Here is a 14,327-nt window from a genome sequence, read left to right on the forward strand (position 1 = left end):
TTAAGTTCAGCGGCGGGCTTCCGGGTGTCCGCCGCAACGGCAGTTTTTCCGCCCGATGGCAAGCTTGGGTGTCATGGTGCCGAGCGTGGCTATCATCAAGATCCGCTTCGTTGCGATGCGGTGTAGCGCTCGGGTACTGTGAGGCCGGGGCGCTCGTCGTCCCACGCCATGGCGCTCATCTTCCAACCTGCAGGAGTCATGATGAACTGCGTCGAGATCATGCCCCGAGCCTCGAACGGAACGCCTTTAACGGTGCCGAACTTCGCGTAGACGCTAAGGCGATGCGCCACGTTGCCGAACAGTTCCGTGATTTCAGACAGCTCCACCTCTCGGAAGCTGGTCAATTCACCGGAGTTGACCAGCGCCCGGCGAGGCTCAATGAACTGCCGCACGCTTGATATCTCTGGCGCTGCCCCGCTGTTCTTGATCAGTAGCCCAGGCTCAATGAACAGCGCGTAGAGGTCATTGTACGGAGGCGATTCACCCTCTTCGAATGAGACGGCCCGAAAGAATTCGGCGGTCAGTCGGTCGAGTTCGTGCTTGGTGGCAGTATCTTTCTGCGGGTCGGTCATATTTCACCTCATCGAGTAAACGTCATTCTGAACGCCACCATACGGTCGCGACATCGCGCCGATTCCGTCAAATCCGGCGCTGGTTGCAAAGCCCAGCGGCGGCGATGTTGATCGGCTATTTGTACAGCCACACCCGCATCAAGGACAGCAACTGCGGAATATCGACCGGCTTGGTGATGTAATCCGAGGCGCCGGCGGCGGTGCATTTGTCGCGGTCGCCCTTCATGGCCTTGGCAGTCAGGGTGATGATCGGCAGCGACTTGAATTGCGGGATCTTGCGGATCGCGCGCATCGTGTCGTAGCCGTCCATCTCGGGCATCATGATGTCCATCAGCACGATCTCGATCGACGGATTCTGTTGCAGCACGTCGATACCGCTTCTGCCATTTTCGGCATACAGGACTTCCATGCCCTGCCTTTCCAGCGCCGAGGTCAAGGCAAAGATGTTGCGCAAATCGTCGTCGACGATCAGCACTTTTTTACCAGCCAGGCCGCTGTCGGTGGTGTCGATCTGCTCCAGGATGCGTCTTTGCATATCGGGCAGGTTGGCGGTCGAGCGATGCAGGAACAGCGCGGTCTCACGCAGCAGGCGTTCGGGCGAGCGCGCGTCCTTCATTACGATGGTCTTGGCCATGCGCTGCAGGCGGGCTGATTCTTCATGGCTCAGTTCCTTGGCGGTGTAGATGACAACCGGCAGCTTGTAACCGAAGCTGGCTGCGGTGGCCTCGATCAGGTCAAACCCGCTCATGTCGGGCAAGGACAGATCGAGCACCATGCAGTCGAAACGCGAGGTATTGAGCGCATCCAGCGCTTCCTGTCCGGTCGCCACGGCGACTATGCGGATGTCGCCGTCGCCGATCAGTTTGACGATGGTTTCCCGTTGGGCCGCGTCGTCCTCGACCACCAGCAGGCTGCGCTCGGTACGCACCAGGAATTGCTGGATGAAATTGAATTCCTCGCCGAGCCGATCCGGGCCGATCGGCTTGTCGAGATACGAAATCGCCCCCTCGCGCAACGCCGTCTCGCGCTCCTTGCGGTTGGACAGGATATGGGCTGGGATATGGCGGGTGCCGGGATCGCGCTTCAAGCGGTCCAGGATCGTAAAACCATCGCTGTCCGGGAAGTCGATATCGAGTAAGATCGCGGTCGGCAGATAGTCGCGCGCCAATGGCAGGGCAGAATCGCCCTGCAGCGTCACGATGCCCTTGAAGTTCCGCTCACGCGCGTAGTCGAGCAGGACGTCGGCCAGATTCGGATCGGGTGTCACGATCAGCACCGTCGCATCGCCGGCGGCGACGAAACGGCGATCGTCGAAGGCCGGCTCTTCCGGCAGCGTCGCCGCGGAGGTGGCATCCATCGTGCCGTCCATGGCGTCATCCATCGCACCGTCCAACTCGCCATCCTTCTCGATCACCTGCGCCGCCGCTCCCCGGCCCGCTTCCGCCCGTGTGTTGCGCGAGTATACGACCGCAGTATTGGTTACCGGCGCATGCTTCGGCACCTGGCCTAAATCGTAATTCACGAAATCGCCGGCGTGGTAAGGCAGGAACAGGGTGAAGGTGCTGCCCTCGCCCAGTTCGCTCGAGACGTGAATCTCGCCGCCGAGCAAGCGCGCCAGCTCGCGGCTGATCGACAGGCCGAGCCCGGTACCGCCGTATTTACGCGCGGTGCCGCCGTCGGCTTGCTGGAACGCCTCGAAGATCAGCTGCAATTTGTCGGCCGCAATGCCGACGCCGGTATCGGTGACCGAAAATGCCATCACCGCGCCGGCCCGGGATAAATTGGGATGGTCGACCGACCACCCGCTCTTGACCATGGCGATGGACAACGACACCTGACCCCGATGCGTGAACTTGAAGGCGTTGGACAGCAGATTCTTGAGGATTTGCTGCAACCGGGTCGTGTCGGTCATCATCGACTCGGGCAAGGTATCCGACAAGCTGACCGAAAAATCGATCTTCTTGGCCTTCGCCATGTGGCGGAAGGTGCGCTCGACGTATTTGCGCAGGCTCTCGAACTTGTAGTCGCTAACCTCGAGCGTGACGGTACCCGACTCGATCTTCGACAAGTCCAGGATATCGTTGATCAGCGTCAGCAGATCGCTGCCGGAACCGTAAATTGTCTTGGCAAATTCGACCTGGTTAGGCAACAGATTGTGGTCGGGATTGTCGGACAGCTGCTGCGCCAGAATCAGCAGGCTGTTGAGCGGCGTGCGCAGTTCATGCGACATGTTGGCCAGGAATTCGGACTTGTATTTGGACGATAGCGCAAGCTGGGTCGCCTTCTCTTCCAATGCCAGCTTGGCCTGTTCCACCTCACGGTTCTTGCGTTCGACCTCGCTGTTCTGTTCGGACAGCAGGCGCGCTTTTTCCGCCAGCTCCTGATTGGTTTGCTGCAACTCGTTGGCCAGCGATTGCGATTGCGTCAGCAGGCTTTCGGTGCGGCTGGTGGCTTCGATGGTGTTGAGCACCACGCCGATCGATTCCATCAGCTGGTCGAGGAAGGACAGATGCGTGTCGGTAAACCGGTCGAGCGAGGCGATCTCGATCACCGCCTTGACCTGCTGTTCGAACAGGATCGGCAGCACGACGATATTGGTCGGCGGCGCAGCGCCCATGCCGGACGACACCAGGACGTAATCCCTCGGCACGTTGGTGAGCCAGATGCGCTGCTTCTCGCGCGCGCATTGTCCGACCAGGCCTTCGCCCGGACGGAACGAGGTGCCGAAATCATTGATCTTGCGAAAGCCGTAGCTGGCGATCATACGCAGCCGCGCTACGCCGGCATCCATCATATAGAACATGCCGTGATGCGCGCCCACCAGCGGTGCCAGTTCCGACAGGATCAGCGCGCTGACTGCTTCCAGATCGCGCTGCCCCTGCAGCAGCCGGGTGAAGCGCGCCAGGTTGGTCTTCAGCCAGTCCTGCTGAGCATTCTTTTGCGTGGTTTCCTTCAGGTTGCGGATCATCTCGTTGATGTTGTCCTTCAGGTAGGACACTTCGCCGCGCGCCTCGACCTGGATCGAGCGCGACAGGTCACCGCGCGTCACGGCCGTCGCCACCTCGGCGATGGCGCGCACCTGGTTGGTCAGGTTGGCTGCCAGCTGGTTAACGTTTTCGGTCAAGTCCTTCCAGGTGCCCGAGGCGCCCGGCACACTGGCCTGGCCGCCGAGCTTGCCTTCGACGCCGACCTCGCGCGCCACCGTGGTAGCCTGGTCGGCGAACACCGCGAGCGTATCGGTCATCTCATTGATGGTATTGGCCAGAGTTGCAATTTCTCCCTGGGCGGCGACCGTTAGTTTCTTTTTCAGGTCGCCGTTCGCCACGGCATTGACGACGCCGGCGATGCCGCGCACCTGCGCCGTCAGGTTGGCCGCCATGAAATTGACGTTGTCGGTCAGGTCCTTCCAGGTGCCGGCGGCACCTTCAACCTGAGCCTGCCCGCCGAGCTTGCCTTCGGTGCCGACCTCGCGCGCCACCCGCGTCACTTCCGACGCGAACGAGCTGAGCTGGTCCACCATCACGTTGATGGTGTCCTTCAGCTCCAGGATCTCGCCCTTGACGTCGACCGTGATCTTCTTTGACAAATCGCCGCGCGCCACCGCCGTCGTGACGGTGGCGATGTTGCGGACCTGCCCGGTGAGGTTGGAAGCCATGAAGTTGACGTTGTCAGTCAAGTCCTTCCAGGTGCCCGACGCGCCAGGCACGTTGGCCTGGCCGCCCAGCCGTCCTTCGGTGCCGACCTCGCGCGCCACGCGCGTCACTTCCGACGCGAATGAACGCAACTGGTCCACCATCACGTTGATCGTGGTCTTCAGCTCGAAAATCTCACCCTTGACGTCCACCGTAATCTTCTTCGACAAGTCGCCGTTCGCGACCGCGGTTGTCACCTCGGCGATATTGCGCACCTGGCCGGTCAAATTGCCCGCCATCGAATTGACCGAGTCGGTCAGATCCTTCCAGGTGCCTGCCACACCCGGCACATTGGCCTGGCCGCCCAGCTTACCCTCGGTGCCAACCTCGCGCGCCACGCGCGTCACCTCGGACGCGAACGAGGATAGCTGATCGACCATCACGTTGATGGTGTTTTTCAGCTCGCGGATTTCGCCCTTGACGTCGACTGTGATCTTCTTCGACAAGTCGCCGCTGGCGACGGCGGTGGTCACGTCGGCGATGTTACGCACCTGTTCGGTCAGGTTGAAGGCCATGAAGTTGACGTTGTCGGTCAGGTCCTTCCAGGTGCCGCCGACGCCGCGCACCTGCGCCTGGCCGCCGAGCTTGCCTTCGGTGCCAACTTCGCGCGCCACCCGCGTCACTTCGGAGGCAAACGAATTAAGCTGGTCGACCATCACGTTGATGGTGTTCTTGAGTTCAAAAATCTCGCCGCGCACATCGACCGTAATCTTCTTCGACAGGTCGCCATTCGCCACCGCGGTCGTCACCTCGGCGATATTGCGCACCTGGCCGGTCAGGTTGCCTGCCATCGAGTTGACCGAGTCGGTCAGGTCCTTCCAGGTGCCGGCCACGCCCGATACATTGGCCTGCCCGCCAAGCTTGCCTTCGGTACCGACCTCGCGCGCCACCCGCGTGACTTCAGAAGCGAACGAGCTGAGCTGGTCCACCAACACGTTGATGGTGTCTTTCAGTTCGAGGATTTCACCCTTGACGTCGACCGTGATCTTCTTCGACAGGTCACCGCGCGCCACCGCGGTCGTCACTTCGGCGATGTTACGCACCTGTCCGGTCAGGTTCGAGGCCATGAAGTTGACGTTGTCGGTCAGGTCCTTCCAGGTGCCGCCGACTTCGGGCACGTAGGCCTGTCCGCCCAACTTGCCTTCGGTACCGACCTCGCGCGCCACCCGCGTCACCTCGGACGCGAACGCACTCAACTGGTCGACCATCACGTTGATGGTGTTCTTCAATTCCAGGATCTCGCCCTTGACGTCAACCGTGATCTTCTTCGACAAGTCGCCGTTTGCCACGGCGGTGGACACCTCGGCGATGTTGCGCACCTGGCCGGTCAAATTGCCGGCCATCGAATTGACCGAGTCGGTCAAGTCCTTCCAGGTGCCCGCCACCTCGGGTACGTTGGCCTGGCCGCCCAGCTTGCCTTCGCTGCCGACCTCGCGCGCCACCCGTGTGACCTCGGAGGCGAACGAATTGAGTTGGTCGACCATCACGTTGATGGTGTTTTTGAGCTCGAGGATTTCGCCCTTGACGTCGACCGTGATCTTTTTCGATAGATCCCCGTTCGCCACCGCCGTCGTCACCTCGGCGATGTTGCGCACCTGGCCGGTCAGGTTGCCGGCCATCGAGTTGACCGAGTCGGTCAGGTCCTTCCAGGTACCGGCCACGCCGCGCACCTGGGCCTGGCCGCCCAGCTTGCCTTCAGTGCCGACCTCGCGTGCCACCCGCGTCACCTCCGAGGCGAACGAGGACAGCTGGTCCACCATCACGTTGATAGTGTCCTTCAACTGCAGGATCTCGCCCTTGACATCGACCGTAATCTTCTTCGACAGATCGCCGTTCGCCACCGCCGTGGTCACCTCAGCGATGTTCCTCACCTGGCCGGTCAGGTTCGAAGCCATGAAGTTGACATTGTCGGTCAGGTCCTTCCAGGTGCCGCCGACGCCGGGCACATACGCCTGGCCGCCGAGCTTGCCTTCGGTGCCGACCTCGCGTGCCACCCGCGTAACCTCCGAAGAAAACGAGCGCAACTGGTCCACCATGGTGTTGAAGGTGTCCTTGAGCTGCAAAATCTCGCCGCGCACGTCGACCGTGATTTTTTTCGACAAGTCGCCGCTCGCCACGGCGGTCGTCACTTCCGCGATATTTCTCACCTGCGAGGTCAGATTACCTGCCATCGAATTGACCGAATCGGTCAGGTCTTTCCAGGTCCCGGCGACGCCCTTGACCTTGGCCTGGCCGCCGAGCTTGCCTTCGGTGCCGACCTCGCGCGCCACGCGGGTGACCTCGGAGGCGAACGAACTGAGCTGGCTGACCATGGTGTTGGCGGTCGCCGCCGAACGCAGGAATTGCCCCTTGAGCGGACGTCCGTCGACGTCGAGCGACAGGGTCTGCGCCAAGTCCCCCTTGGCCACCGCGCCGATGACCCTTGCCATCTCCGTGGTCGGACGCACCAGGTCGTCGATCAGGGTATTGACCGACTTGATCATCGTGGTCCACCCGCCCGAACCGCGCGGCAGCGAGGCGCGCTGCGTCAGGCGCCCGTCCTGGCCGACGATCTGGCTGACGCTGGAAATGCTGGCGGCGATCTGTTCGTTCGTCTCGATGATGTCATTGAGCGTATCGGCGATCTTGCCCGCCAGCCCGGTCCAATCGGACGGCATGCGGGTCGAAAAATCGCCCTTTTTCAATGCGATCAAAGCGGCAAGCAGTTGCTTGCCATCCAAGCCGTCGATCTTGTCGCTTTTCATGTCCATAGACCGCCTTCCTTAAGGTATCGATGGTTGCCGACGCTTGTCAGTGCATCGATGGATGACGCGGGGACTGCGTCAATACGATGCTTAACGCAATCTTTAATGCGATTCTTAATGCGATGTCGGCTGGTAGCGCAAGGATGTTGCCTTGACTCGCTTGAATTTCTTGTTGGCCATATTCAACAGTTTGTCGCCCAAGCCGGCTGCCGGCAGCGGCGCGCTGAACAAGAAACCCTGATACTGATCGCAACCGAGATCTTTCAGTATCGCCAGCTGCGCGACTGTTTCCACACCCTCGGCGATCACGGTCAGGTGCAGCGCGTGCGCCATGTTGATGATGGCCGATACGATGGCGCTGTCGTTGGTATCTTTGCCCAGATCACAGATGAAGGATTGGTCGATCTTGAGGATATCGATCGGCAGCAGCTTCAGCACGGACAGCGATGAATAACCGGTGCCGAAATCGTCGATGGCGATCGTGATACCGCTTGCGCTGATGTCTTCCAGCACCGAGGTCGTTTTTTGCAGGTCGCGGATCAGCAACGACTCCGTGATTTCGAGCTGTAGGCAGGAGGCCGCAATGTCGTGCCTGGCGAGCTCGCGACTGATCACGGCTGGCAGCTCGTGGTTTAGCTGCGGGATGGCGATGTTCACGGCGATCGGCAAACCCGCCAGGTCCGGACTCGAGTCCTGCCACTGGCGCGCTTGGGCGCAGGCGGTCGCGATCACCCACTCGCCGATCGGCATGATCAGGCCGCTGTCGCAGGCCGCTGGGATGAAGTCGGCGCCGCCGATGATGCCCAGGCGCGGGTGATGCCAGCGCAGCAAGGCCTCGAAACCGGTGATGCGGCCGCTGCCGATCTCCACCTTGGGCTGGTAGTACAGCTCGAATTGCTTATCGTCTAACGCATGCTGCAGTTCGTGCTCGAGGCGCACGCGTTCGCGCAGGCGCGCATTCAGTTCCTGATGAAAAAACTGGACGCTGCCCCTGCGCTCCTGCTTGGCGTGATACATGGCCAAGTCGGCGCTGCGCATCAGCGATTGGGTCGAATTGCCGTCTTGCGGGAACAGGCCGATGCCGATGGTGACTGAGGTCTTGATCTGGTGATGCCCCACCTTGAACGGCGGAGTCGCGGCCTGGACGATTTGCTCAGCGACCTTGGCGACGTCCCGATAGGTCGACATGCCTTGCATCAGCACCACGAATTCATCGCCACCCAGGCGTGCCACCAGGTCCGACTTGCGCACCGATGCCATGATCCGGGCCGCGACATCGCGCAGCAGTTCGTCGCCGACATCGTGGCCGAGCGTATCGTTAATCGACTTGAAGCGGTCCATGTCGAGGAACAGCAGTGCAATCGGTTCGTTGTTGCGGTGTGCGCGCTCGATGGCATGGTCGAGACTGGCAATCAGGGAGCGGCGGTTCAGCAAGCCGGTCAAGGGATCCTTGGTCGCCAGTTCATGTGCGCGTTCCTCGGCTTGGCGGCGCTCGACGATTTCCGCCGCCAGCGCCTCGTTGTTTTGCTTGAGCTCGCGCACCCGCTGCACCTGCAGGTCCTGGTTCAGCTCGGCCAACTCTTCGGTCTTGGACTCCAACTGCAAGTTGGTCTTGGCCAACTCGACGAACACCGCCACCTTGCTCAGCAGCACTTTCGGGATGACTGGCGTGATCAGATAGTCGACCGCACCGAGCTCATAGCCTTTCAGGCGATTCAATTCATCGGCGTAATGGGCCGTGATAAAGATGATCGGGGTGGCAGCCGAGCGTGGACGCGAATGGATCAGCTCTGCGGTTTCGAAGCCATCCATGCCGGGCATGCTGACGTCGAGCAGGATCACGGAAAACCGGTGCGCCAACACATGGCGCAGCGCCTCGTCACCGGACTTGGCGGTCACGACTTCATAACTGTTCGCGTCGACAGCATTGGTTAGCAGGGCCTCGAGCGCCAACAGGGTGGGCGCATGATCATTGACCAGGAGTATCTTCGGCTTAATCACATTTATCACGTCAATCACCCCGGTTTTACCAAAAATAAACTGTGGACGATAACCCGATGCAACTATGAAATATGTTCTACCTCTACCTCAGCTTGCTCTTTTACTGTAACGCAGTGCTGACAATTGAATGATGGCGCTTATGAAGGGGAAGCAATTTACCGAGCGCAAAGCTTCGAACTATTTCGCCCCGCAATATCGTCTCTCAATAATAAAAAGACTTGCGGCAAGCCCGATGGTTTCCGCAATTTGAAAAAAGTTGCTTCGAGAAAAATGGACCTTTGGCCGCCAGACGGCGCCCCCAACTGATCGCGGCGGATCGATTTTCCAAGGCATTTTTGAAATTGGACAATTACCTTAGCATTTAAACCGTGAAAATGCATGCCACTGAGCGCTACGGAGAACAAGAAAATTTGTCATTTTAAAAATAAAACACCAGTCCCAGCCTGGAAGGCAAACATTTTGCTGTATGCAAACAAAAGACAGTCATTGCGGCTGGCCTTTGGAAAATGCGGCGGATATCCGACGTGCTTTTGAGAAAAATGCGCATTCGCGCTTGACAAACCCGGTGCTGATCTCTTAAAGTCGTTCCATGTTTTCTGCCTCCCTTCGTGCCCTCGCACTACCCGCACTACCATTGCGCGCCAGCTCCCTGCTAGCGCCGCTACTACGCACGCTCTGATTTCCCCTGTTGTAGATGTTCCGGCGCCAAGCTTCACCACCGCCACCCTTCCAACACAGTTTGAAACCAGTAGACAGTACGAGGCAGCACTCCATGCACTTCAAGTCGATTATCGTAACGTTCATCACCGTCGAAACCATCGCGCTGATGATTTTTGCGCGCGCGCTGGCGCTACTACCGCTACCGACCGGTTGCCTGGCCTAGCGTTACGTGGCCGTCAGGCAACCAATCGCCACTGCCATACCGCTGCCGCCTGTCGTCTCTCACATTTTTCAAACGAGGTTTCATCATGATGTTGTCCAATCCCGCCACCAAATACCGCCCATTCGCGCCCATCCAGTTGACCGACCGCAGCTGGCCGGGCAACACCATCACGACGCCGCCAATCTGGATGAGCACCGATTTGCGTGACGGGAATCAGGCGTTGATTGAGCCGATGAATGCGGAGCGCAAGCTGCGCATGTTCGAAATGCTGGTAAATATCGGACTGAAAGAAATCGAGGTCGCCTTTCCGTCAGCGTCGCAGACCGATTTTGACTTTGTGCGTCAGCTGATCGAACAAGACCACATCCCGGACGACGTCACCATCATCGTGCTGACCCAGGCGCGCGAAGACCTGATTCGTCGCACCATCGATTCGGTACGCGGCGCCAAGCGCGCCATGGTGCATATGTACAACGCGACTGCGCCAGCCTTCCGCCGGATCGTGTTCAATATGTCGAAAGACGAGGTCAAGGCGATCGCCATCAACGGTACACGCCTGATCAAGGAGATCACCGACGCCCGCCCCGAGACCGCCTGGCGCTATCAATATTCGCCAGAAGTGTTCAGCAATACCGAGCTCGAGTTCGCCAAGGAAGTTTGCGACGCGGTAGCGGAAACCTGGCAGGCCACGCCAGAGCGCAAGATCGTGTTCAACCTCCCGGCCACGGTCGAATCCTGCACCCCCAACGTGTACGCCGACCAGATCGAATGGATGCACCGCAACGTGGCAAGGCGCGACTCCGTGATCATCAGCGTCCATCCGCACAATGACCGCGGCACCGCAGTAGCGGCCACCGAGTTGGCGATCATGGCTGGTGCGGATCGGGTCGAAGGCTGTTTGTTCGGCAGCGGCGAGCGCACCGGCAACGTCGATCTGGTCACGCTGGCCTTGAACCTGTACAGCCAGGGCGTCCATCCCGGCCTCGATTTTTCCGATATCGATGCGGTGCGCCAATGCGCTGAATATTGCACCCAGTTGCCGGTACATCCGCGTCACCCGTATGCCGGCGACCTGGTGTTCACGGCATTTTCCGGGTCGCATCAGGATGCGATCAAGAAAGGATTTGCCCAGCAACAAGCCGATGCGATGTGGGAAGTGCCCTATTTACCAATCGACCCCGCCGATCTGGGCCGTAGCTACGACGCGGTGATCCGCGTCAACAGCCAGTCCGGCAAGGGTGGCATGGCGTATCTGCTGGAACAGGAATATGGCTTGCAATTGCCGCGCCGTCTGCAGATCGAGTTCTCGCGCGCGGTGCAAGTGGTCACCGATGAAAGCGGCAAGGAAGTTGCACCCGGCGACATCTACGCTATCTTCAAACGCGACTATCTGGACGGTCGCACCTCGTATGCGTATCACGGTCACCGGATGACGGAAGATTCGGCGCGCACCGAGCAAGTCCATATCGAGATCGACGTAGCGCACAACGGCCAGATGACCACGCAACAGGGCAACGGCAACGGTCCGATCGACGCCTTCGTCAGCGCGCTTGGCCTCGACATCAAGCTGATGGATTATCACGAACATGCCATCGGCGCCGGCGCCGACGCGAAAGCCGCCTGTTACGTCGAACTGCGCCTGAACAATGGCCCGACCCTGTTCGGTGTCGGCATCGACGCCAATATCGTGACGGCATCGTTCATGGCGGTATTGAGCGCGGTGAACCGGCAGATTGCGATGACGGGCTCAGGGGAGCAGGCGCTGGCCGCGTGACAGCAGTGTAGCCATCCAGCTCAGTATTTCTCCGTTTGAACGGCCTGCCCGCGCTATGCGCCGGCAGGCCGTTTTTTCTTGCGCCCTTCATTGCACATACTCATACAACTTACTATTATTTTCGCATTAAAATATTAGTAATTATCAACATACTCCCATCAATCGCCATTTAAATCGCTGTCAATTGCTCTGCTCAGCCTGCTCCGCTCGTCCTGTTCGCACGACGCATGCCTGGCGCACTGAAACCATCCGTCGACCGCCGCAGACAATCCCATCCTGAAGTAATCCAGCCCCCAAAAATTGCAGTCTGTCGCTTTCCGTGGGCGCCGCCGGTTGGCTTTGCATACAGTACCAATACACCAACGCATGCAACCAAAGGAACGCCATGAAAGCTACCCAACACATGAAGGCAACTGCCCTGTTCTCACTCGGTCTGGCCTGCGCGGCGACCTTGTCGGTAATTGCCGGCCAACCAGCCGCCGTCACCATCGCGCTGCCGCCAGCAGTGGTGGACGTGGTGAAACCGGATTTGGCGGTTGCCATGGAGAAAATCCCCACCGTGACGATCGTCGGCAAGAGACTGAGCAAGGCCGAAAAAATCGGCGTCGATGCCATCGGTCGCACCCCTGAGTCCAAAAACCAGGGCGCCAGCCGCAACGCGTAAGTGATCGAAATAAATTAGCAAAATAAATAAAAAAAATAAGCCCGTTCGACACACCCCAGGGAGAAAAAAAATGACCAGACAGGAATACATCGACGCCGTGCGGGCCGGCCTGTCCGGCCTGCCGGACGACGTGGTAGCCAGGAAGATTGCCGACTACGAGCAGCGCTTCATGGACGGCGCCATATACGGTCGCGGCGCCGATGATGTCGCACGGGATCTGGGCGATCCGAAGAAAGTGGCAGCCGAGTTCCGAGCCAGCATGCATATGGACGCCTTCGCCCAGCAGAAGAGTCCGCGCAATCTGTGGCGTCTGCTGATGTCCTTGCTGGGGCTGATGATTTTCAACCTGTTCATGGCGATCCCGGCTTTCGTGTTTTCGACCCTGTTGTTTGCATCCTATGTGATTGCTGCAGCATTCTTCGCCGGCGGCATTGCGCTGACCGCCAGTGGCCTGTCGGGCGTCGATGAACTGGTGATGAATGCACCGTTCGACCATGTCAGAATCGACGCCAGCAACAGCAATCACGGCGATAGCTCGATCCAGGATATCCACATCGATAGCGGCAAGGCGGCCAGCGCGGCCGCCAATGTCGAGCGCGAATCCGAGCATCTGCAATTTGGCCCTTACGGTGTGCAGATCAATGCGGAATCGACGCCGACGCGCGCGGCAGGCGCCGTCAGCGCCACTGCAGCGAGCGCCGAACCGCAGCATGAATCTGGCCGGCTCAGCATCGGTATCAGCAACGATGACGATCAATGGAGCACGAGTGCGCAGACGTGGCAAGGCGTCGGCTTGATCTTCGGCGGCATCGCGATCTTCCTGCTCAGCCTGGTGGTCACTCGCTACACCGTGATCGGTATCAAGCGCTACGTGATGATGAACTATTCAATGTTGAAAAACGCCTGACACGATTCGTAACCCGGGCGGGAAATCCGCCCAACAATTATCAATATGACATCTCTAGAAATCGTAGCGAGCGGCTCAAGGTCGAATCGAGAAGCGCAGTCGTACGCATGTACGGCGAGCATCACAGAATCGAGATTGCGCCGCGCAGTAGATTTATAGAGATGCCAAAAAATCAAGGAGAAAAACATGCAAACACTGGTCAAAATTGGCGTCTCCCTCACCGTAGTGGCGGCGGTACTGGTCGGCGCCTGCTACAACGTGCTGCTGGCGCAAGGCGTCAGTCACCCTCCCATCAGTGCGGCCGAGCGCGTGATCGCGACCGAAACCCGGCCCCTCGGCGCTGGCATCGTCAACATCGACCTGAACGGCCCGGTCGATCTGAAACTGGTGCAAGGCAATTCGCCATCGATGACGGTACGCGCGGAAAAAAGATTGCTGCCTCAAATCACCACCGAACAGGATGGCAACACCCTGCATATCGGCCTTAAAGGTTTCAATATCCACACCCGTCGGCCGCTGCAGGTCGAACTCACGCTGCCTGCGCTGCAGCAATTGACCATGCAGGGCAGCGGTGATGCCGATGTCAAGGGGTTCAATGGCGAGCAACTGCAATTGGCGCTGCGCGGCTCCGGCAATGCGGTAGTCGTCGGCCAGTACAAACGCATCAACGCCAGCATCCTGGGCAGCGGCGACCTGCAATTGAATGGTGGCAATAGCGACCACGTCGAGCTAAGCCTGACCGGCTCGGGTGAAATGACCATCACCGGCCAAAGCAAGGCACTTGCTGCAAAAATCATGGGTTCCGGAAATATCGACGCCAGCCGGCTGCCATCCGACAGCGTCAAGCTCGACCTGCTCGGTTCCGGCGACGCCAGTCTCAACGCCAAGCAGAGCGTCAACCTGAACTTGCGCGGCAGCGGCGACATCCACGTCGACGGCAAACCGGCCCAGCGCAATGTCAGCCGCACCGGTTCGGGTGATGTGAGTTTTGAGTGAATGAGCGAACTTGTCGGCTGTTATGCGCTTCGCATCCACCACGCCGATCCCAAATACTAGCTTACGGCATTCGCTGGAACGACCCGAGGGTCGC

Annotated in this window: 7 protein-coding genes; 4 read left to right on the forward strand and 3 right to left on the reverse strand. The window is 59.4% G+C overall.

Annotated elements, in window-relative coordinates:
• Window positions 1-95 precede the first annotated feature (95 nt).
• The 3 genes from ACFOFO_RS08725 to ACFOFO_RS08735 all read right to left on the reverse strand — a co-directional run bounded on the left by ACFOFO_RS08725 (window position 96) and on the right by ACFOFO_RS08735 (window position 9,018).
• Entirely contained in the window at window positions 96-572 is a 477-nt protein-coding gene (locus ACFOFO_RS08725) for a hypothetical protein (RefSeq protein WP_390325755.1), read from the reverse strand.
• A 115-nt stretch (window positions 573-687) separates the two neighbouring features.
• Window positions 688-7,014 (reverse strand): HAMP domain-containing protein, encoded by a 6,327-nt coding sequence (locus ACFOFO_RS08730; RefSeq protein WP_390331383.1) that lies wholly within the window; start codon window positions 7,012-7,014, stop codon window positions 688-690.
• 108 nt (window positions 7,015-7,122) lie between these two features.
• On the reverse strand, window positions 7,123-9,018 hold the full coding sequence (locus ACFOFO_RS08735) for a putative bifunctional diguanylate cyclase/phosphodiesterase (protein WP_390325756.1): 1,896 nt from the start codon (window positions 9,016-9,018) through the stop codon (window positions 7,123-7,125).
• 959 nt (window positions 9,019-9,977) lie between these two features.
• Here ACFOFO_RS08735 and leuA point away from each other — a divergent pair.
• The 4 genes from leuA (at window position 9,978) to ACFOFO_RS08755 (ending at window position 14,233) form a co-directional block, all read left to right on the forward strand.
• Window positions 9,978-11,666 (forward strand): 2-isopropylmalate synthase, encoded by a 1,689-nt coding sequence (leuA, locus tag ACFOFO_RS08740; protein ID WP_390331384.1) that lies wholly within the window; start codon window positions 9,978-9,980, stop codon window positions 11,664-11,666.
• Between the two features lie 385 nt (window positions 11,667-12,051).
• The gene (locus ACFOFO_RS08745; RefSeq protein WP_390325757.1) at window positions 12,052-12,330 is read left to right on the forward strand and encodes a hypothetical protein; all 279 of its coding nucleotides are present in this window, start codon (window positions 12,052-12,054) and stop codon (window positions 12,328-12,330) included.
• Window positions 12,331-12,400: 70 nt separating this feature from the next.
• A complete protein-coding gene (locus tag ACFOFO_RS08750) occupies window positions 12,401-13,237 on the forward strand; it encodes a DUF1700 domain-containing protein (RefSeq protein ID WP_390331385.1) in 837 nt (278 codons plus the stop codon).
• A 186-nt stretch (window positions 13,238-13,423) separates the two neighbouring features.
• A complete protein-coding gene (locus ACFOFO_RS08755; RefSeq protein ID WP_390325761.1) occupies window positions 13,424-14,233 on the forward strand; it encodes a head GIN domain-containing protein in 810 nt (269 codons plus the stop codon).
• Window positions 14,234-14,327: the final 94 nt, after the last annotated feature.

It is taken from the genome of Pseudundibacterium arcticum (genome assembly GCF_042646465.1).
Classification (GTDB): domain Bacteria; phylum Pseudomonadota; class Gammaproteobacteria; order Burkholderiales; family Burkholderiaceae_D; genus Undibacterium_A; species Undibacterium_A arcticum.

Bases quoted from the DNA above. Each gene is read 5' to 3' on its own strand.
- ACFOFO_RS08725 (WP_390325755.1), bottom strand. From the start codon at position 572: ATGACCGACCCGCAGAAAGATACTGCCACCAAGCACGAACTCGACCGA.
- ACFOFO_RS08730 (WP_390331383.1), bottom strand. From the start codon at position 7,014: ATGGACATGAAAAGCGACAAGATCGACGGCTTGGATGGCAAGCAACTG.
- leuA (WP_390331384.1), top strand. From the start codon at position 9,978: ATGATGTTGTCCAATCCCGCCACCAAATACCGCCCATTCGCGCCCATC.
- ACFOFO_RS08745 (WP_390325757.1), top strand. From the start codon at position 12,052: ATGAAAGCTACCCAACACATGAAGGCAACTGCCCTGTTCTCACTCGGT.
- ACFOFO_RS08750 (WP_390331385.1), top strand. From the start codon at position 12,401: ATGACCAGACAGGAATACATCGACGCCGTGCGGGCCGGCCTGTCCGGC.
- ACFOFO_RS08755 (WP_390325761.1), top strand. From the start codon at position 13,424: ATGCAAACACTGGTCAAAATTGGCGTCTCCCTCACCGTAGTGGCGGCG.